The organism is Yersinia massiliensis (genome assembly GCF_003048255.1).
GTDB lineage: Bacteria > Pseudomonadota > Gammaproteobacteria > Enterobacterales > Enterobacteriaceae > Yersinia > Yersinia massiliensis_A.
Genome location: NZ_CP028487.1, coordinates 3,439,251 through 3,455,990 on the forward strand (window position 1 = coordinate 3,439,251; position 16,740 = coordinate 3,455,990).

A 16,740-nucleotide genomic window follows, 5' to 3' on the forward strand; every position below is an offset into this window, starting at 1 on the left:
CCTTAGAAAACACTTTTAGTACCTTTAGCGGCGCTTATTTTTGCTGCCTTTGGAGCAGGCGAGCCGCCACCGTACCGGTCATAGAGAGAGCCGCCAGCCTGAAGTAATGATGATATGGCGTTAATCGTTCCTGCCTTCTTCGCTGCGTCGCCCTCAGCTCGCCTAACGGCAGCTTGATTGTTTAATTGACTGCCTTGCTGATTGCCGCCCCATAGGGAGGTAAGGGCATTAAGTTCGCCTTGTGATTCCATGTCAGAAATATTTTTAACGAATGACGTTGAATCAGCAGCCGCTCCTGAGGCGGCACCAACAGCTAAAGCGCGAGACTCGGCTAACCTAGCCTGACGCCGATCTTCCATTGCCTGGATTTGAGATTGAGCACGAGTGTTACTGGCTTGCCTGTCTAGTTGCGATGCTTCAGAATAAGCTTGCTTCTGCTGCTGGCGACCTTGGTTAATTGCACCAAATCCGCCAAGCACAGATCCAAGCCCTTGAGTTATGACGCCGAATAAGCTTCCCATACCATTACCTTTTTATTTATGGGCTTAAACCCCATCCGCTTGAGGAATCTATTTGCTGATTCATGCTTATCGCTTTCAATCGCGAGTATGGGCTGGTGATATTTTGAAAATATCTCTTTCACTGCCAGGCGGGATGCTTTCATGATTGCCATGGGGTATTGCTGGGCATCATCTTTCATGTCCATGAATGCCATGTAGTGATCTGCCTGATGCAGAACTCCACATATCATTTTCGGATCGTTATCGACTTCCAGCACTATGGCGCGCATCGTTGCCGGGATGCGCCCATACCAATTGCGAATATCACTTTCAGTGGCATGCCTGATGTTATTTGTCATGAGTGGTTAGCCCTATAATCGCGGCTAATACTGTTGCAGGGCGTGGTGCAGATGCTTGAATACATATGCGGGAATCCGTATCCCATTCACCAGGGAACTCAATGGCATCATTGTCGTATGCGTCCCAAATCTTCCCATCAGCAACAAATTCCCCACGCTCTTCTCGTGGCATGTCATCAAGATGGTTAAAGTCAGGCCCATACTGAATGCCTTGAGCATGTGTATCGGCAAGGATAAGCCCGACACGCTCAACACGTTTTCGTTGCGTTAACGCCGTTCCCATGCCTGCTGAATAAGCTAATTTAGTACTTTTAAATTTAGCTTTATAGGAAAGTCCTGCTGTAATGTTGCTTTTGCCCGATGCTAAAGAAATCTTCCCGCCTGTTACTGTTAGTTCTCCAATATCAACCCCATCAGCCCAAACGACAACAGATCGCCCTTCAAGGTGGTTAAGTCCTGAAAGTTCAGTAATCGGAGTCCCTGAGTAGGATATGAATGAATCAGCAAGTTTAGACAGTTGACCACCTCGGCACTCAGCCTCTTGCGCCCACTTCTCTAAACAGCGAACGCCATTGCGATTAACAACGTAATAGACCTGATCCTCAATTTTCCCCGGCAATGTAACGACTTCTTCAACAAGCCCCTCGGTGTCAACTAACACCCAACACTTAACATTCTCGTTTCGGTCGAATATCTGAACCGCGACAGCACCATCAGAACGAACACAGTGAATTCTTGTATCAGGCTGACGCTGAGCATCAATTGCGATAATTGAAGGAAGTCCCATCTCTGGGCATAAACTCATCATGTCTGCACTGGCATAGTCATAAAGACTGGAATCGTAATTCAACTCAAAAACTCGCGCGCCACTGCGCTGGACAAAAATTGCACCACTGTCGATTTTTAAGGCAGCAACAGAATCACTTCCCTGAGTTGATGGGTATTTAATACCGAAGTTAGTAGGTGTTAGTGGCTCGTCAAATGATGATGACCGGAGAGATGCCTCAGCCCCTTCAGTGCCAACAATCAATCGCAGTAAGGGAACAAGCCAGTTAATCGTATCAACTGGACCAGATCCAATAGTTCCAGATATAGGTCCGGAGTCGCCTTCTGTTTCATCATCAAATGATGAGAATGCATCCGATACACTACCCCAGAATTTATCCCCTCCAGCCCACCATAGCCGCCCCTCATACAAGGCAACAGCGCTGGGCCACCCTTTTCTATCTGACCAGTCACCCTCGAACCAGATATCAGTAGATCCTGTCCCGCCAAGTTGACTAAGCACAACTGCGCTAACATTCGTGTCAGTGTTGAACCCAGTAACTTTAACTATTCCTGTCCGACTACCGCCCGCAAACTGGAGAGAGACATTGATGTTCCCGCTTGTCCAGTTGCCAGTTTTGAAGCCAATACGATAATAAATAATCTGATTATTCAGGTTATCGTTATAAGTTATTGTGCCATTCGTCATGTCATACGTAGTGACATCAACCCAGGCACCTGGCTCACTAACTGATCGCTGAAGAGTTAGCGTTCCATTCCAAGGGCCGGAACCTGACTGAGTTTTAATAATGCTTACATTCCGAGAGGCGTCGATACCGGTCACCTTGATGTAATCTGTGAATTGGCCTTCACCACCCAATAGTGAATTTACCGTTTGCCCACTGGATTCCAGCCTGAATAGAGATCCAATATGAGTCGCCCTAAATATTGGAGCTGATGCAGCCAAAGATATCACCCCTGATATGCCACTTGGGGTTAACCTGACGCCTGACACATTTTCTATCCCAAATGGCCCGTCTGTAGATTCATAAGTCACAACTGACCACGAACCATTAGCTCGGCGCTCAATTCTTCGCTGTTGCTTACCTTGGCAAGCTACAAAGATGACATCGCCGCTCTGGTCATATCGGATCATACCCAAGTTAGACTCGGCCCATGGTGTGGGTAATTCAAGAACCCCAGACGGTTCAATAGCGATAGCGCGGGCAATTACTGGATAATCTGTTCTATTCGATATCTGAATATAAAAATTACCCGCAGGGGTAAATGTGAGTGAATTAATCCCAGCGCCAAGGCTTGTTTCTGTTACGTAGTTATCACTTCCGGCCGATGACCCTACCCTTATCGTAACTGGGCCTCGTGCGACATTCACTCTAATGGCGTGTTGCTTGTTTACATCTGCACCGGAAACGGTAACTAACTGCCGAATAATGGCGGAATTAAATCCAGTACCTTGCAATTGCGCTCCGGCGGCTGTCCATTGTGATACTGCGCCAGTCTCGTCAACATCGGACCATCCAGATAGGTCAGATACAAATCCAGAGTTGACCACAACAGTAGATACCGCCGGTCTTGTTACCAAGGAATCATTTACCCAAATACGCATTACTGAATCAGTGAGCTCAAGCAGTGCGCTATCATCAGTAGCGAAGATAAACTTAAGATACTTGGACTTTTTGTTGCCTTTTGTTTGCCCAATGTAGCCAGTACCAGGGCGTAGCATCATTGAACCAAGTATCCTCGGCATCCAATTCGTTTGAACTTCAGCAGATAGGGCAATGCGATCAATATCGGTACGCGCTAATGCTAGTCTGGATACAACGCCCCGATTGAAAGCCAGAAGCGGTATGTTATTGCTCGGCATTTATGCTGCCCTCATCCACGTGAATATCTTGCAGATCCCCCCTGGCGTGAGCGAACCCATCGGCCGGTAGGGAATATTTTTGTCGGCTCCTGAATAGCATCTTTTGTAAGTGCGTCAGTCTTTGCCATTTTGTATTCGCGCGCCAACCAATCTCTATCTGAACCATTCTTAAGGCGCGGTGCTATTTGTGTAGCGAGATAAGCGGCAACAAAGTTACCAAACGTCTCCGGCCAGAGAGAAGAATCAAGGCCGAATGACTGGTCGTTTGATACATAGCGAATGTATATTTCGTCTAGGTCGCAGAACCAAAACCCAGCCTCGTCGGTGTATTGAATAATTGGACTATTGAAGAATGGGTCTGATGCAAAGGCCACTGTCCGAATGTAATCATCTGGCTTGTTGAATGCCCGACGATAACCGAACGGCGGCTCTACTGAAGGCGAGTAATTGACGCGCACAGAGCGGATAGCGAAGTTCCACTGCCCTTGCTCAAGGCAATACTTCAATGCCCCATCCCAGACCGCATCAAGCAACCTTCGAGGCTCCCTGTTTTCGGTCAAAGATACAAGTTGCCGCTCTCCTACCAGCCGCAACGCATCGTTATAAACATTGAGCTGGTTCGACATGTTACTCTCCTGATTCGTTCAGCTTGTCGACTTTAGCCTGTGCATCCTCTTTGGTCTCAATGCCAAGCTCAACAATCTCTTTGTCAGAGGCGCGAATTATTCTCCACTTGTGTTTTCCTGCAAACTCACAGCTGTATGCTTGCTCTTTTTCAATTGGCTTATTAGAGCTATTGCCAAGTTCGACATGTGTGAAGAAGTGAATATGTGCAGATACTTTAGTAACCTTGGTAACAATGCCCTCAGCAAAGAAAGACCCATCCTCAGCAACAATCTCTACTCGGTCGAATTTGCGTAGCGTATTGGCTACATGGGCCCATGAATCAGGATCTTTGAAATCTTCAAAAACCTGTCCATGTTTAGCAGTAACACTGAAAACTGTTCGCACATACTCAGATGGCTTAATAAGCGTTGGTAAGATTTTCATATGAGCCTTTTAAAGGGGCATTTTAGCCCCTTGTGAAATTGGTTAAGCTAATGCGGTAATAGTTACTGCTCCGGTCGAAGCATTGACCGCAGTTACTGATGCGACAGTTAGAACACCAGTGGTGTCAACGACTGAATTGACGACATCGCCAAGTTTCATGCCTAGTTTTTTACCGTTAGTAAAGTAACCAGCCCCAACAACTGTGGCTCGCGCGTCTGCTGAGATATAAGACCACACAGCACCGCCGCCCATAATACGATCTTGAAGCAACGCGGGTGGGTTAGTGGTTGAATAAGCCATGTTTATCTCCTGTTAAGCGAATGCAGAACCATCATGAATGATTTTGACAACACCTTTGTTTTGCAAAAGTTTGCCGCCCATGTACGCAGTGGCACGCGCCCATGAATAATCCTGCTCTTCGTCGTAACCGACTGGAGTTTGCAGGCCTTTAATATCCATGCCGTGACCAATTGCATTGCGGTGATACAGGAAGCAGGTTTCGGCATTTGTGCCTTTACCTGGCAGGTTTGGATGGACGATCCAGTTAACGCCAGCCCAAGTGAATGATTTCAATGAGCTATCAGAAACAGTGAACGGCTTGTTGTTCACGTAATCAACAGAGCCAAACTCTTTGGTCTGCATCAGGTACGCTTCTGCAGCTGGGGTGATTAGTGCAAATAACTGGTTGTCGGCCGGAACCTCGTTATTACCAAGAATAACTTTGGCTTTCATAGCTAAAGCCAGTGACATTACGGCAGTTGCACCGGTGGTTTGCGTTGCAGCAGTCAATTCACCAATGATGTCTTGGTCAATCTTGCGGTTAAGCACTGCCATTGTGGTGCCTTGCATGATTGCGCGCTGGTCACCCTGGCTTGCAAAGACGTTGTAGTTTGTCTTGCGAACCAAGTCATGCCATTCAACCAAGGTAGCAATCGGTTGATTAAGGTTGTCGCCACGAGCAGGGATCATGCCATTGACGCCACGAGTTACAGCCTCTGCGCCGCCGGAATCAGCCACTAAGAACACAATCTGATTGCCCTTAACGACACCTTCAGTTGTTACAGTCTGTCGAACTAATGATTGGCTCTGTTCAAAACCAGCAATAAACTCATTGCGGTACATCGTTTGGAAAGCGGTATTCGCCATTTTAATTTCCTCATCGGGTTATATGTCGCTCCGACGGGGTGTCCTTTCTTCAGACAATAGAGGGGTGTCCCAAGTGAATGGGGGCCGATTGACTGGGGAATGGGGCCGTTTTACGCGTTGGTGTAAAAGATTGGGTATTAGGAGTTGAAGCGCTCTTTTGCTTCCAGGAGTTGCATGTAGCGATCTTGCATTTTTGTATCTTTGTTATACGCAGGTCGGTTATCTTTCATAACCTTTTCAATCTGCTCAAGTTCTGAATCTACTGCACTGATATTTGTTGCGCCGGGGACTACGGTTCCCACTGGATTAACCTTTCGAGCCATGTCAACCATCCAACGCATAATGTCTGGGTTGTTGAATAGCGCGGTGCCATCAAGCGCCTTTGCTCCGGCGAACACACCGCGAGCGGATTCTGGTAATGTGGCAATAACACCATTCACCAGATTGATATTCCTCTTAAACTCTGGCCCCCACTCCGCACGTAAAGCTTCTTCTGTCTGCTCTTGTAGGTCAGCGTTGCGGTCATAAACCTCTTGTCGCTCTGCTTCAATCTTGTTCTGGTTCCACTCAATGGCAGCCTGAACAACATCTTTGGAAACATTCTTACCGTGCATGGTTTCGATGAAAGAGTTAACTCGCTCTTTATCTTCATCACCAATGATTACTCCGGATGGCATACCACTTAGGTAATCGGTCGCCTTTTCTGGAACGTCATTATCCTTGCGCCAGGCTGATAACTCTTCTGGCGTCGGGTTTTCTGGCAACTTCGCCGCCTTCAGCAACTCACCAGAACTAACTTTGCTCTGTAGTTCTTTGTGGGCCTTTGCTAAAGCTTGAGGTGACGCATAGCGCTCTAACTGTTTTCGATACTTCTGATCATCGCCTGCCAACTTATCGCGCCAGTCATCAGGGAATTCCGCAACTGGTGCCACAGTTGCTTTATCTGGAGTGTTTAACGTGCTCGGCTGGGGTGTAGCTTCAGTGGTAGTAACGGGTGCCGTAGCATCAGTAGTAACTTCAGGCGCACCGCCGCCGTCACCGCCTTCCGTGTTTAATTCATTACAATAGCCGCGAAATGGGAATAAATTCATAAAGAGATTCATGTATAAGCCTCAATAAAAAACCCGCCGAAGCGGGTTATTTTTTGTTTTTTCTCTGCTTTGATTGTTCAATCACGGCAGCGGGTAAGTTGATTATCTTCACGATGGATGCGCCAATGTGCCGCTTACCCTCCGCGAATGCCGTATCTCTATCACTGTTAGGTCGATAACTCAGGTCGTAATAACCGGTTAGCGTCATCAATTCCTTAGTGATTAGTTTCTGCTGGGCATCCGTTGCGGTTCCTTCGTGAAGTGCTTTAAGCGCATAAACGAATGGGAGATTGTCAGCCCACGGATAAGGCTCATATGGCGGTGGTATCGTCATCCAATAGCCTCCGCAGCCTGAGCTGCTGCTGCAACGTTTTGCATCACGCTAGCCCCCTGCTGCACATCTTCAACAGCCGCTTGAGCCTGCTGCTGCTGTGCTTGTTGATTAATTAGCTGGTTAGCATCATCTTCGCTGCGCATCCACTTGGCTGGCACCCCGAATCCATCCATTGCATCACGGAACGCAACGCGAATATCAACATCAGCCACAACTGTTGGGTCAATCTGCGCAGCAACACCCAGCATCTGGGCTGCATTCTGGAGTAACCCTTGCTTCTCTTTGCCGATAGCGTCTTGTAATGGACTCTGGAAAGTGAACTTAACCTCTTGCCCTCGGAGCGATTCAGGAATATCCATTGGGGAACCGAATGCACCGCCACGCATGAGGATGTCGAATGACATCTCGCACAGGTCGCCACTGTATTCGTATTCGATTGGAGCAAAGATTGGTAGAGCTTGCCGGATGTACTCTTGCACGCGCTGACTGACTTCATACGCCGTCATCTCGCGAACAGATGGCAACGTTAGCTTATCCAGATAGAACGCCTGAGAAATCATCTCACGCACGTCATCGCGGATGTTTATACCTGCTGGCAGTGAGGTGTTCTTACCGAACTCAGCAATTACATTGCGAATGTCGGTATCCATCTCAATATCAGCCCAAGTGATGCCGCCAGCCATTAAGTTGAAATCATCACGGAATACCTCACGACTTGCTACCATTGGTGGATCAACTGCTTTCTCACCAGCTTCGAGCAAGACTCTGCTAATTGACTGGATTAGCCGTGCGTCAGGTAATGCGACAATAGTCGCTGGTGAATACGCATATTGAGAGCCCGCCACAGTCTGCCAGCGCGGGATAACATACATCCGGTGAAATATTGGGATTTCTTCAATGACGTGTTGATTCTCTACGTCAATGTAAACGGAAACATAAGGGGCTGCATTTTTGTCGCCGTACTCTTCAGATGGCACAACAATATGGCGACACTCGAATTCCCGGTAAGGCTCTCTCTCTAGTGAGGCATTTACTTTCGCGTGAACCTTATCCCCGAATGTGGCTTTTAAGTCTCTGGCTGTTGGCTTCCACTTGCGATGAACGGTATCGATAATGCCTTCTGAGTTTTCAGCCCAAGCCAGATCTCGCAGATGCCAGCAGCGATAAAGCAATCCATCAGCATTTTTGTTTAACTCAACGCTGATAGCGCATTGACCAAATGCTGCGTAGTCGTGGTCGGCTTCTTTAGTCGCTCGCACAAATTGAGTGCGGCGGTCATACATCGCTTTGAACTGTACATCTCTGGCCCACTCAAGCCACACTTTAGCCGAGTGATCGTTTGAGTCATCATCGCCCGTGTTCAAATTGAACCACTTGTCACGGCGAAGCATTGATGCGAATGAGTTACCCAAATCACGACGAGCCATAACCGGGTATGATGTCATTAGGTGATCTGCAAATTCAGTACCGAGCGAACGGCAAACAGTGAAGTCGGCGCGCTCTGGGTAGAACTGTTCTGCTATTTCTTGCCACAAATTGAGAATCGGTGACTTTTTGCCGAACAGGTGATCACCCTGTTTAATTAATTGCTGAGCGCGAGCTTCCATTTATCCACCTAACTTGTCACTACCGCCGCTTAAAATTGTGCTGGTTCGCCCGCTTCTCTGTTGTTGCTCCGCTGTCTTGCGTCGCCTGGCGCGGGTTACCGCTTCAGTATCCTCCGTAGGCATTGTTTCCTCTGCCGCTGGCTGAATGATCGTGGTTTCTGCTGCGCCACCTCCAAGGATGTCGCCAACAGGCTTTAAAATTGAACTAAGTGCGCTGGAGAAAAACTTTCCAATCCCGCCCATTACCGTTTCCTCTTAGTTGATGAGTGACCTAAATTAACCTTTGGTGCTGTGCCAATCCTGACCTTATAGCCACCCCTGACGTTTTCTTGCTTCTCTCCGTCAGACCAAGCCATCACAACCGCGTCGCCATCATCAGGTGAGCGACCAAGCCTACTAGTTAGCTTGTCTTTTGCTTCGAGATGAATAACGCCACCGGCACCGCCACGTTTAACTTCATAAGTTGGAGCGGTTAGGTCGGAGAGTAGTTTTGGATCGTCAGGCAGAGCGATATCAGAACCACCAGGCTGGTCAGGGTTTAATGCCTCCCTGAATTGCCAGTAGGCCTGCGTACGAATATTAGAGAATGATAGAAGCTTGTCAGATGTTCGCTTGTGTGATGCCTTGATGCCCATATATGACGCAGCATCAACTCCGTTCTCGCGAAGATGTCCGTAAGCATCGCCACCCCAGCCTCCGCCAATATCAATAATTACCTTGGCATTGTTGCGGCGCTTGGAAATGACAAGTCCTGCAACATCAGAACCGCCGGGAGTTTCTTTCCCTGGTACTGACTGCGTTTTATCGAACCACGAGCCATGGCGAGCAGCTAATACCGTGTTATCTTGGCCGCCTTGTGCAACGTCAACACCGATGGCACTCATATCCACACCGATTGGTGGCTGAGGCTTCCAGCGAGACATGGCTGCCTTAACCCATGCTGTAGGGATGCACTGGAAAGCTTCGTCTTGCAGCGATGCTGCAAAGTGACCATCACGATATGCGTCGCGGAGTTCTTTAGGTAAAGAGTTGAGAATTCTTGAATATTCACCATCAGCCGCTAAGTCAGGGTTATCGCTAAGTTTTGCAGGGATGAATGTTCGTGATTTTGCAAATACTGGAGATCCATCCGGTGCATTACCGTGTGGGCCTCTTCCATCAACTTCTACCTCTTCATCAACTTCATTGCGAATATACCAGCGCAACTCTCCCGCCTTAGCTGGATTCGGGTGAGATGGGTCAAGCCATGCCCCCCACCTCTTAATCACCCACAACCCAGAGGCAGAAGTTGGAGGGTTGCCAGTGCAAACAACTCGGCATCGCTGGCCCTTTGTTGTTGACCGGTTCCAGATAGTTATGAACTCATACTGAGTTTCGAGAAAGTCGGTGATCTCATCAAAGCAAATCAGGTCATGCGGGTCGCCCTTATAACGCTGCTTATCAGTCTCCAGTTCGCAGCCACCAAACTGGACTAGTTGCTTATCTTTGCGCCAGATAAGATCTGACCCATTCCACCCATCACGACTACCATCAAACAGCTTGCCGATTAATTCGGCCTCTGCCAGCTTCTTTGCATCCTCACGAATGCGCCGTAGTATTAACGTTCTCTCGTGCTGAGTAACGGCCAGCCCATTTACCAGAGCTGACTTACCGCCGCCAGCTTGACCGCCATAGAAAAGCTCATCAGCCTCACAGTAATAAGCATCAGTCTGAGGGCCGGGGTTTGGTATCCATATCTGATCCCCCGTCGCGCTCATCACCTCTTTGGCTACCTGCTCTAAAGATTCTGGTGATAGGCCAGTAAGTCGATTGAGTACATCGTCGAATGAGATTGCAGACATGGGCACCTCTAATGGGCTTAAGCAATGACTCCAGCAGCCTTATCTGACGCAAGAAGAGCATTAGCTCGTGCAGCAAGTGTTGCTATATCATTTCGGATAGCAGCTAACGCGGCGTTGGTAGATGATAATGAAGCGGCTGTTGCATCGGTGGTAGCGGCGGTAGCAACCGGTATCACAGGAACAGTATTCCCGCCAGATGTGCCGCCAGATGAATCTGTCAATGCTGTGATGGTTGTTTGCTGCAATACGCCGCCGCGAACTAATGAAGTTGGTGCGGGAATGGTTAGCGTGACGCCAACACCAGCAACAATCTCACCGTCCAGAACAAGCGAGCACTTACCGTTTGAATCAGGCGCTGTAATGCCCAATCGCTTACCGTGCAATGAAACTAAAATATCAGGCATTTTGTTGCTCCCGCGTTGATTGCGTTAAGATAAATGCAAGACGGCGCGCAATGTCCGTCGTGTTGAGGTCTTTCTTGAGTGGGTCATCAGGATCTTTCGCTACTTCATCAAGGTTGTATGCTTGACGCTCAAGGCTGATTAGGTTTTTCAAGGCGTCGCTGAGTGCTTTAACTGCTTTCACTCGCTCAGGTAGTGCAATTATCGACTGATAAATTTCGTTTAGTCGGTCACGCCCGTTCTCGTCAGGGTCAAGCATTAGTTCGCCTAACTTGCGAAGAGACTCAATGTCTGCGCACTCAGCACCTAGCTCATCAAACAGGGCGTTGGTTATCTCTCTGGCTCGGCGAATATCACCACGATGCTCCATGCGGACGCTTGCAATAACCTCAGCGCTAGCTTCAATGAGTACGCGTTCGGTTAGCGTTGTTTCAGTGCGTACCTGTTTGCGTACCTCTTCTTTGCGTACCAAATCTTCGGCACGCTCTTTTATCTTTGCAGACAAGTCACGCGACCAATCATCACGCTTTGCTCGCTTGCGTATAGCACCTTCACTGATGTTGTGTTGTGAGGCTATTTCTCGCAGAGACATCAAGCCAGCTCGGTACGCCGATTCGATGGCCTCCCAATCTGGTTTGGTCATTTTATCATCCATCATTGTTTAAAATTAGTAATTGTTAGATAGTTATTTTTGGTATCTCACTGAGGTTAAAAAATGTCATCTTATGCTGAAGGCCTTAATCAATCTTTAGTTAGCTCACTTCACAGAGACGCTGCGTTGGCGGCTACTCGTAATTTTTCTGTCAGTGGTAATTTTGCCGACCAATTTCATCTAAGAATTATTCAATGGATAAATACATTTCACCGAGAATTAGAGGCTGAATATGAAGTTGGAGGCCAACTAGCTAGCTTCGGTCAAAGCATAACATTTACGTTCACCGACATTGGTTACTGGAATCCATCCCTGATCTCATTTAAAGGTCTTTTGGATGACGGTAGCCCAGTAGAATTAGTTCAGCATGTTTCGCAAATTAACGTCCTTCTAATCCGAAGAAAGAGAGAGAATCCAACCGAACCACGGAGACCTATCGGGTTTGCAAACTGGGATGATTACGATAGGCAGTTAAAAGAATGGAATCATGAGTAACAATACTTTCTTATAAGCCACTGCCTGTAATGATTGAGAGCCGTTGTGGAAGTGGCTCTCAATCCTGTTATTTCACTTTGTGGCTATTAAGTCAGCCGCGTACTCAATCAACCAAACCTTTGGAGCGAACCACAACTGGATGGCATTACCAACGTTAGCGAATAAAACCAACAGGCTAATCAGCGTTATCGCTCCCGACAAAAGTAGCCCAACGAACCCTGCCGTTTCCTTTTCACATCCCTCATGCCACTGCCATGACTTTCTAATGAAAAAACACATCAAAGCTAAGAGTAAAATGCATGTAAATACCCTTAACCCATAAGATGCCATTTTCCAGCGCATTAGTTGTTCAATAACATCAGGCATTTGCGCCTGACTGAACGCCACAGCGGAATCAATGCCATTGCTCGCCTTTAATAACAGGTCACTGATTATTTTATTCGTTTGTTCACTCATGCGACTTTATCCTCCATGATTGCCACCATATCTGGATCCATCTGGTCAATAATATTCTCACGAGTGTCATTGAGCATTTTCTTGCGCCCGCCGATTCCCCAACGATTCATTTTACGGGCGCTATCGCTAACCTCTTTTGCCTCATTAGCTATCAGGAGGTCGAGTCTATTTAGTCGAGTCATGTTGCTGATGCCATTTAGCACGGCTTCGCGGAAGGTTTCATACACTCTGATTTCGAATTCAGGGCTTAACCAGGCTGCGTATCGTATGGAAACTAACTCCATTCCCCAGACACCATGGTTTGGGCCGCCATTCACTGAATCTACCGCCGTGCATTTTTGCACTGCGCTTAATGTTTGCACAAACTTACGCACCTGCTTGCTTCGCATGAACTGGCTCGGCCTTTGATTATTAGTAGCCTCGCCTTTCAATACAGCGGCTGCGTGCAGATCATTCAGGTTGTATCGGCCTTCACTGTCCACACGAACAGAAACGCCGTTCACGATCACGGTTGGGTATGTCATAGCGATTACCTTTTAGAAAGATGAGCCTGTTCACCAGAATGCCGCCCGAGAGAAGGTCGCCACCTTATAGCGGCAATTCTCAGGCTCAGCTTTCTGAAAGACTCTCGTTTGAAATGCGCGGTGAATGCGCGGTGATTTACTGCCAATAAAAAAGGCCCAGTCGTTAAACTGAGCCTTCATGTTCTTTGTTCGCGGCTTTGCTACTCCTCTCGGCGTTGCTACACCACTTACGGCTTACCCGTCAGCAAGATAGGCCCAGTGAAGCAGGCAATCACCTCCATCGAGAGAAGCTATCTATTCCTTGTCGGGGGAATTCTACTTAGCCAGGCACACGTTAGTGATGTAGTCCTGTAAGCCATTTATTTGGCTGGTTGCAATTCCGATACGCTCTCTGAGACTGAGATAATCCCGTTGAGCGGACTCAGTAAGTCTGGCGCTGGCATCATCAGGGACGCTGGCGGGGCCGGTGGTTTTGGACACTGGCTTTGAACATGTGGCGTTGAGTTGCAACCGCTTAGTGCCAGAAGAGATATCAGCACGAAGGCGCTCGTTTTCAGATTTGGCATCTGCCAACTCCTTGGTGTGTTTGATATCGATAGCGGCTACTGCTTGGCGCTGGGTTTCTATCTGGTCGAGAGTGGCTTGTTGCTGCTTGGCTACTTTGTTTAACTCAGCTACATCACGATTGAGTGATTGCACTCTGTAGTGGTAGTAAGTTAGTCCAAATAGTGAAGCTACCAGCACAGCAATGAGTATTGCCGTTACGCGGTTCATGATAGAAACAGCGCCCTTTCTCGCTGACGTCGCGGTAACAATCTCTCTGGGTCATTACCGGCCTTCTTCCACATAAGGAATGCATCAGCAGCACCTTTGTAATCACCGGCGTTAAGGCGTTTCAGCACGGTAGAATTAGCGAATGCGGTTGGCCCGATGTTGAATATCAGACTACACAACGCATCGTACTGGTTCTGAGCTAGGGGGGCTTTCACATTAGTTGCTATGGACTTTTCAACCCAGGCTAAATCAGATCGCAGCAACTCAGATGATTTGTCTTTGCTGATAACCATGCCAACAGCAACCGGCTCACCATCCACCACGCCAGTGTGTCCAACTCCAACAGTTGGGATACCGCGAGTGTCTTTATAGCCGGTCAGTCGCTCGCCTTCTTCGCCTTTCAGCTTACTAATTCCGTTCTCACTGATTCGCATTGCCAGCCCCTGTCTTATTGCCAACGATTCGCTTTAGCACCGATCCGATATAGTCAGTGCCGAGGTAACCAATAAAGACGCTCGATACCATTGCCCAGCCTTGGTCGATACTGAGCAATACAAAGATGTCTTTCAGGAACCAAGCAATGATTGAGCACATCGCAGCATCAAGCATTCGTTGAGTTCGTCCGCCGCCTGCATACCAGCCACGTAGGATCGCCATAATCGCAGCAATTAACGCACTAAGTAGCTCGCCTTTGTGTTCAGCAACCCATACGCCTATTAGCGTCCATACATCTGGGGAGTTGTGCATTTTCATATCCTGCCTCCCCATTGGGGAAATTAATCCCGCCGTTGGTCGGGTTCGTATGCTGTTGTGTAGGGAATAGCCCGCCGCCGTGATCCATTCAGACACGGAGTTTGTTTGAGGGTGATTGGCGCTGGCGGCGGGATAAATTATTTAAACGAGGCGTTACGCGTTAACATCTGCGCAATGCTCATGTCTTGGAACAAAATCTCAATCTCAAGCTTTTCAGCTAAAGCATATTCAGCCCGAGCACCTGCACTTGATTGCCAACCGTCCAGCATGTAAATAGCATCAGCGCGTTGCAGCATTGCCATGCAAATGCACATGTAGTCAGGCTGAGATAATCCGTCAGGGAGAATTGCTGGATTCAATGGGACGTGACCAGATGCTGCTATCTCTTTGGCTGCTGCATTGAATGCAGAGCGGTTGAAATCAGGTAGGCCAGTCATGGGGCCAGCGATATAAGTTTTCATAGGTCTGGCTCCGGAAATAAAAAAGGCCCACCGAAGTGAGCCTTAAATTATGCTGTGGTGGCGGGGAATTCGCCGACATCGTTTCACTGGTGTTCCACTTGTATCCCCACACATCGGTGCCTGCATACACCACATTCGACTGGATACTGTTTCACAACGATTGGATTAACCAATCCAGTACCCATGCGAATGCAGAAAAGCAAAAAGACCCAGCGATTAACTGAGCCTTTTTGATTGTGTAAGCTATGTGACGAACTGACTACTCTTATCATGATATTCAGTTTTTTACGATCGTAAAGAATATTTTTCATTTACAACGCATCCTTGCGTCAAGTTAATTATCTTCAGGCTGTAATCCTGACTTGCTTATCCATTTCTAGCTTTGTTTCTAATGCCATCAGGTAGCCATCTAGAACCCCTTCGGCGTTCTGTAACTTTTTCCCAATATGGGTATCAGAACAGCGATGCTCTTTCGATAACTGCATAAATGTTTTGCCAAATACGTAATAATCAAACAACAAGTTATGAACGACTGGGTGCTTACTATTTAAGCCAGCCATAATGCCCGAAATAATCAACCCGTCCTCGTCACAGCATTGAGTACGGCTTTTTACTTTTGATGGAATTAGTCCAGAGAATCCGGCTGCTATCGGGGGCCAATAGACATCTTCACGATTATCAGCCACCCATGCACCCCAGCGCTCTAGTACCTGTTGAATGTCACGCATTTATGCAGCCTCTCTGATAATTTGCCAATCCTTCAAATACAGTCCGCCGAAGCTATAGACAATTTCTTCACGGATATTTTCCAGAGTTGCGTATGGGAAATAATCCAGAAAGAATTCAGCCGCCCTATCAGCTTCGTCGAGCAATTCAGATGCATTCCGTGGGTTAATAACGAAAATGACATCCTGAAAAATCGCGCCGGTCTCACATGGGTAGGTAATTTTGCTCATGCTGCCATCTCCTGAATGATTATCTTCCCAGTTTCACCCCACAGTTTTGTTACCCGACCATCCCAAATGCGACAGTCGTCTTCAAAAATGGCGTCAAGCAGCGCTTTTTCGAGGTTGTCTTTATCAGGTTTGGTTTGATGCGGTTTTCCATCCATTTCAGAGCGCTTCTTTTTGCTCCAACTTGGCGGCATCGGGATTACGAAAGTTACGTGGTAATGTGATTCAGGGAGAGATATTCGATTTAGCCTTACTTCATCGCAGAATGCTCGGTATCGTAGAACTGGTGGTCTTTTCTTCCATTTATCACTCTGCGTCATCCTTGGCTTGGGTATGGGAGTTATGTGATATTCGGTCATATCTTCACCTTATTCTCCGACAGTAGAATCGCCTGCGTTCTAACCATTCCCTCCAGGTGAGCCAGGTGCACGCTCTCGATGTCCATGATGTGCGTACGCCGGTCTATTTCGTCATGACAAGCAGAGCAACACCATGCGCCGAAAAGGTCAGGCGGTTTTATTCCGGTGCCGCATATTCCCGATAGCCGGTAATGGGCCAGCACTACGGTTTCGTTATTCCCGTTACAGATACCAGGCAATCTAACTTGGCACTCTCGGCCTCTAGCCTCTTTGCGTAAGTTCGCCATCTCTTTTCTCCTTCGCTGCTTTATCAATGCATTTCTGATGAGCGTAG

The 16,740-nt window shown here is 47.8% G+C and carries 26 protein-coding genes; 2 read left to right on the plus strand and 24 right to left on the minus strand.

Features of this window, described 5'->3' with window-relative positions; translation table 11 throughout:
• Positions 1–2 precede the first annotated feature (2 nt).
• The 14 genes from DA391_RS15955 to DA391_RS16020 form a co-directional block, all read right to left on the minus strand.
• Positions 3–521: a hypothetical protein gene (locus DA391_RS15955; RefSeq protein ID WP_108087952.1), complete on the minus strand. Its 519-nt coding sequence runs from the start codon at positions 519–521 to the stop codon at positions 3–5.
• Complete coding sequence (locus DA391_RS15960; protein WP_108087953.1) at positions 497–859, minus strand: hypothetical protein; 363 nt, start codon at positions 857–859, stop codon at positions 497–499. Before DA391_RS15960 ends, DA391_RS15955 begins: the two co-directional genes overlap by 25 nt.
• Entirely contained in the window at positions 849–3,509 is a 2,661-nt protein-coding gene (locus DA391_RS15965; protein WP_108087954.1) for a hypothetical protein, read from the minus strand. The genes DA391_RS15960 and DA391_RS15965 overlap by 11 nt, the downstream gene beginning before the upstream one ends.
• A gap of 11 nt (positions 3,510–3,520) precedes the next feature.
• Positions 3,521–4,135 (minus strand): hypothetical protein, encoded by a 615-nt coding sequence (locus tag DA391_RS15970; protein WP_108087955.1) that lies wholly within the window; start codon positions 4,133–4,135, stop codon positions 3,521–3,523.
• Between the two features lies 1 nt (position 4,136).
• Positions 4,137–4,559 carry a hypothetical protein gene (locus tag DA391_RS15975; protein ID WP_108087956.1) on the minus strand — a complete coding sequence of 141 codons (423 nt, stop codon included), beginning with the start codon at positions 4,557–4,559 and terminating at the stop codon, positions 4,137–4,139.
• A 42-nt stretch (positions 4,560–4,601) separates the two neighbouring features.
• Entirely contained in the window at positions 4,602–4,859 is a 258-nt protein-coding gene (locus tag DA391_RS15980; RefSeq protein ID WP_108087957.1) for a hypothetical protein, read from the minus strand.
• A 12-nt stretch (positions 4,860–4,871) separates the two neighbouring features.
• Positions 4,872–5,705 (minus strand): phage capsid protein, encoded by an 834-nt coding sequence (locus tag DA391_RS15985; protein WP_042546542.1) that lies wholly within the window; start codon positions 5,703–5,705, stop codon positions 4,872–4,874.
• Between the two features lie 137 nt (positions 5,706–5,842).
• Complete coding sequence (locus DA391_RS15990; protein WP_159074571.1) at positions 5,843–6,808, minus strand: hypothetical protein; 966 nt, start codon at positions 6,806–6,808, stop codon at positions 5,843–5,845.
• A gap of 34 nt (positions 6,809–6,842) precedes the next feature.
• Positions 6,843–7,130: a hypothetical protein gene (locus DA391_RS15995; RefSeq protein WP_050094808.1), complete on the minus strand. Its 288-nt coding sequence runs from the start codon at positions 7,128–7,130 to the stop codon at positions 6,843–6,845.
• Entirely contained in the window at positions 7,127–8,737 is a 1,611-nt protein-coding gene (locus DA391_RS16000; protein ID WP_167398179.1) for a portal protein, read from the minus strand. Before DA391_RS16000 ends, DA391_RS15995 begins: the two co-directional genes overlap by 4 nt.
• On the minus strand, positions 8,738–8,980 hold the full coding sequence (locus DA391_RS16005) for a hypothetical protein (protein WP_108087959.1): 243 nt from the start codon (positions 8,978–8,980) through the stop codon (positions 8,738–8,740).
• A complete protein-coding gene (locus DA391_RS16010) occupies positions 8,980–10,578 on the minus strand; it encodes a terminase family protein (protein WP_108087960.1) in 1,599 nt (532 codons plus the stop codon). Before DA391_RS16010 ends, DA391_RS16005 begins: the two co-directional genes overlap by 1 nt.
• A gap of 17 nt (positions 10,579–10,595) precedes the next feature.
• Positions 10,596–10,982, minus strand: coding sequence for a hypothetical protein (locus DA391_RS16015; protein ID WP_108087961.1), 387 nt, complete (start codon positions 10,980–10,982; stop codon positions 10,596–10,598).
• Complete coding sequence (locus DA391_RS16020; protein ID WP_108087962.1) at positions 10,975–11,622, minus strand: hypothetical protein; 648 nt, start codon at positions 11,620–11,622, stop codon at positions 10,975–10,977. The genes DA391_RS16015 and DA391_RS16020 overlap by 8 nt, the downstream gene beginning before the upstream one ends.
• Positions 11,623–11,694: 72 nt before the next feature.
• Between DA391_RS16020 and DA391_RS16025 the strand changes: the two genes are divergently transcribed.
• On the plus strand, positions 11,695–12,126 hold the full coding sequence (locus DA391_RS16025) for a DUF6173 family protein (protein WP_240624744.1): 432 nt from the start codon (positions 11,695–11,697) through the stop codon (positions 12,124–12,126).
• Positions 12,127–12,198: 72 nt separating this feature from the next.
• Here the strand turns inward: DA391_RS16025 and DA391_RS16030 are convergent, their stop codons facing one another.
• The 6 genes from DA391_RS16030 to DA391_RS16055 form a co-directional block, all read right to left on the minus strand.
• Positions 12,199–12,582, minus strand: a complete 384-nt coding sequence (locus DA391_RS16030) for a hypothetical protein (protein ID WP_108087963.1) — start codon at positions 12,580–12,582, stop codon at positions 12,199–12,201.
• Positions 12,579–13,106 carry a KilA-N domain-containing protein gene (locus DA391_RS16035; protein WP_108087964.1) on the minus strand — a complete coding sequence of 176 codons (528 nt, stop codon included), beginning with the start codon at positions 13,104–13,106 and terminating at the stop codon, positions 12,579–12,581. The genes DA391_RS16030 and DA391_RS16035 overlap by 4 nt, the downstream gene beginning before the upstream one ends.
• Before the next feature lie 315 nt (positions 13,107–13,421).
• Positions 13,422–13,880 (minus strand): lysis protein, encoded by a 459-nt coding sequence (locus tag DA391_RS16040; protein ID WP_430980859.1) that lies wholly within the window; start codon positions 13,878–13,880, stop codon positions 13,422–13,424.
• Entirely contained in the window at positions 13,877–14,314 is a 438-nt protein-coding gene (locus DA391_RS16045) for a lysozyme (protein ID WP_108087966.1), read from the minus strand. Before DA391_RS16045 ends, DA391_RS16040 begins: the two co-directional genes overlap by 4 nt.
• On the minus strand, positions 14,301–14,633 hold the full coding sequence (locus tag DA391_RS16050) for a phage holin, lambda family (RefSeq protein WP_088130317.1): 333 nt from the start codon (positions 14,631–14,633) through the stop codon (positions 14,301–14,303). The genes DA391_RS16045 and DA391_RS16050 overlap by 14 nt, the downstream gene beginning before the upstream one ends.
• A gap of 137 nt (positions 14,634–14,770) precedes the next feature.
• Entirely contained in the window at positions 14,771–15,094 is a 324-nt protein-coding gene (locus DA391_RS16055; RefSeq protein ID WP_108087967.1) for a DUF4406 domain-containing protein, read from the minus strand.
• A 35-nt stretch (positions 15,095–15,129) separates the two neighbouring features.
• Between DA391_RS16055 and DA391_RS24225 the strand changes: the two genes are divergently transcribed.
• Positions 15,130–15,318 carry a hypothetical protein gene (locus tag DA391_RS24225; protein ID WP_159074572.1) on the plus strand — a complete coding sequence of 63 codons (189 nt, stop codon included), beginning with the start codon at positions 15,130–15,132 and terminating at the stop codon, positions 15,316–15,318.
• Between the two features lie 120 nt (positions 15,319–15,438).
• Here the strand turns inward: DA391_RS24225 and DA391_RS16060 are convergent, their stop codons facing one another.
• Genes DA391_RS16060 through DA391_RS16075 form a run of 4 tightly spaced genes read right to left on the minus strand, consistent with a single transcriptional unit; the run spans position 15,439 to position 16,693 of the window.
• A complete protein-coding gene (locus DA391_RS16060) occupies positions 15,439–15,822 on the minus strand; it encodes an antiterminator Q family protein (RefSeq protein ID WP_108087968.1) in 384 nt (127 codons plus the stop codon).
• The gene (locus DA391_RS16065; RefSeq protein WP_108087969.1) at positions 15,823–16,050 is read right to left on the minus strand and encodes a hypothetical protein; all 228 of its coding nucleotides are present in this window, start codon (positions 16,048–16,050) and stop codon (positions 15,823–15,825) included.
• The gene (locus DA391_RS16070) at positions 16,047–16,406 is read right to left on the minus strand and encodes a RusA family crossover junction endodeoxyribonuclease (RefSeq protein ID WP_099462464.1); all 360 of its coding nucleotides are present in this window, start codon (positions 16,404–16,406) and stop codon (positions 16,047–16,049) included. Before DA391_RS16070 ends, DA391_RS16065 begins: the two co-directional genes overlap by 4 nt.
• A complete protein-coding gene (locus DA391_RS16075) occupies positions 16,403–16,693 on the minus strand; it encodes a DUF1364 domain-containing protein (RefSeq protein ID WP_108087970.1) in 291 nt (96 codons plus the stop codon). Before DA391_RS16075 ends, DA391_RS16070 begins: the two co-directional genes overlap by 4 nt.
• Between the last annotated feature and the right edge of the window lie 47 nt (positions 16,694–16,740).

Coding starts and splice junctions, on each gene's coding strand:
- DA391_RS15955 (WP_108087952.1), bottom strand. CDS start 521: ATGGGAAGCTTATTCGGCGTCATAACTCAAGGGCTTGGATCTGTGCTT.
- DA391_RS15960 (WP_108087953.1), bottom strand. CDS start 859: ATGACAAATAACATCAGGCATGCCACTGAAAGTGATATTCGCAATTGG.
- DA391_RS15965 (WP_108087954.1), bottom strand. CDS start 3,509: ATGCCGAGCAATAACATACCGCTTCTGGCTTTCAATCGGGGCGTTGTA.
- DA391_RS15970 (WP_108087955.1), bottom strand. CDS start 4,135: ATGTCGAACCAGCTCAATGTTTATAACGATGCGTTGCGGCTGGTAGGA.
- DA391_RS15975 (WP_108087956.1), bottom strand. CDS start 4,559: ATGAAAATCTTACCAACGCTTATTAAGCCATCTGAGTATGTGCGAACA.
- DA391_RS15980 (WP_108087957.1), bottom strand. CDS start 4,859: ATGGCTTATTCAACCACTAACCCACCCGCGTTGCTTCAAGATCGTATT.
- DA391_RS15985 (WP_042546542.1), bottom strand. CDS start 5,705: ATGGCGAATACCGCTTTCCAAACGATGTACCGCAATGAGTTTATTGCT.
- DA391_RS15990 (WP_159074571.1), bottom strand. CDS start 6,808: ATGAATCTCTTTATGAATTTATTCCCATTTCGCGGCTATTGTAATGAA.
- DA391_RS15995 (WP_050094808.1), bottom strand. CDS start 7,130: ATGACGATACCACCGCCATATGAGCCTTATCCGTGGGCTGACAATCTC.
- DA391_RS16000 (WP_167398179.1), bottom strand. CDS start 8,737: ATGGAAGCTCGCGCTCAGCAATTAATTAAACAGGGTGATCACCTGTTC.
- DA391_RS16005 (WP_108087959.1), bottom strand. CDS start 8,980: ATGGGCGGGATTGGAAAGTTTTTCTCCAGCGCACTTAGTTCAATTTTA.
- DA391_RS16010 (WP_108087960.1), bottom strand. CDS start 10,578: ATGTCTGCAATCTCATTCGACGATGTACTCAATCGACTTACTGGCCTA.
- DA391_RS16015 (WP_108087961.1), bottom strand. CDS start 10,982: ATGCCTGATATTTTAGTTTCATTGCACGGTAAGCGATTGGGCATTACA.
- DA391_RS16020 (WP_108087962.1), bottom strand. CDS start 11,622: ATGACCAAACCAGATTGGGAGGCCATCGAATCGGCGTACCGAGCTGGC.
- DA391_RS16025 (WP_240624744.1), top strand. CDS start 11,695: ATGTCATCTTATGCTGAAGGCCTTAATCAATCTTTAGTTAGCTCACTT.
- DA391_RS16030 (WP_108087963.1), bottom strand. CDS start 12,582: ATGAGTGAACAAACGAATAAAATAATCAGTGACCTGTTATTAAAGGCG.
- DA391_RS16035 (WP_108087964.1), bottom strand. CDS start 13,106: ATGACATACCCAACCGTGATCGTGAACGGCGTTTCTGTTCGTGTGGAC.
- DA391_RS16040 (WP_430980859.1), bottom strand. CDS start 13,880: ATGAACCGCGTAACGGCAATACTCATTGCTGTGCTGGTAGCTTCACTA.
- DA391_RS16045 (WP_108087966.1), bottom strand. CDS start 14,314: ATGCGAATCAGTGAGAACGGAATTAGTAAGCTGAAAGGCGAAGAAGGC.
- DA391_RS16050 (WP_088130317.1), bottom strand. CDS start 14,633: ATGAAAATGCACAACTCCCCAGATGTATGGACGCTAATAGGCGTATGG.
- DA391_RS16055 (WP_108087967.1), bottom strand. CDS start 15,094: ATGAAAACTTATATCGCTGGCCCCATGACTGGCCTACCTGATTTCAAC.
- DA391_RS16060 (WP_108087968.1), bottom strand. CDS start 15,822: ATGCGTGACATTCAACAGGTACTAGAGCGCTGGGGTGCATGGGTGGCT.
- DA391_RS16065 (WP_108087969.1), bottom strand. CDS start 16,050: ATGAGCAAAATTACCTACCCATGTGAGACCGGCGCGATTTTTCAGGAT.
- DA391_RS16070 (WP_099462464.1), bottom strand. CDS start 16,406: ATGACCGAATATCACATAACTCCCATACCCAAGCCAAGGATGACGCAG.
- DA391_RS16075 (WP_108087970.1), bottom strand. CDS start 16,693: ATGGCGAACTTACGCAAAGAGGCTAGAGGCCGAGAGTGCCAAGTTAGA.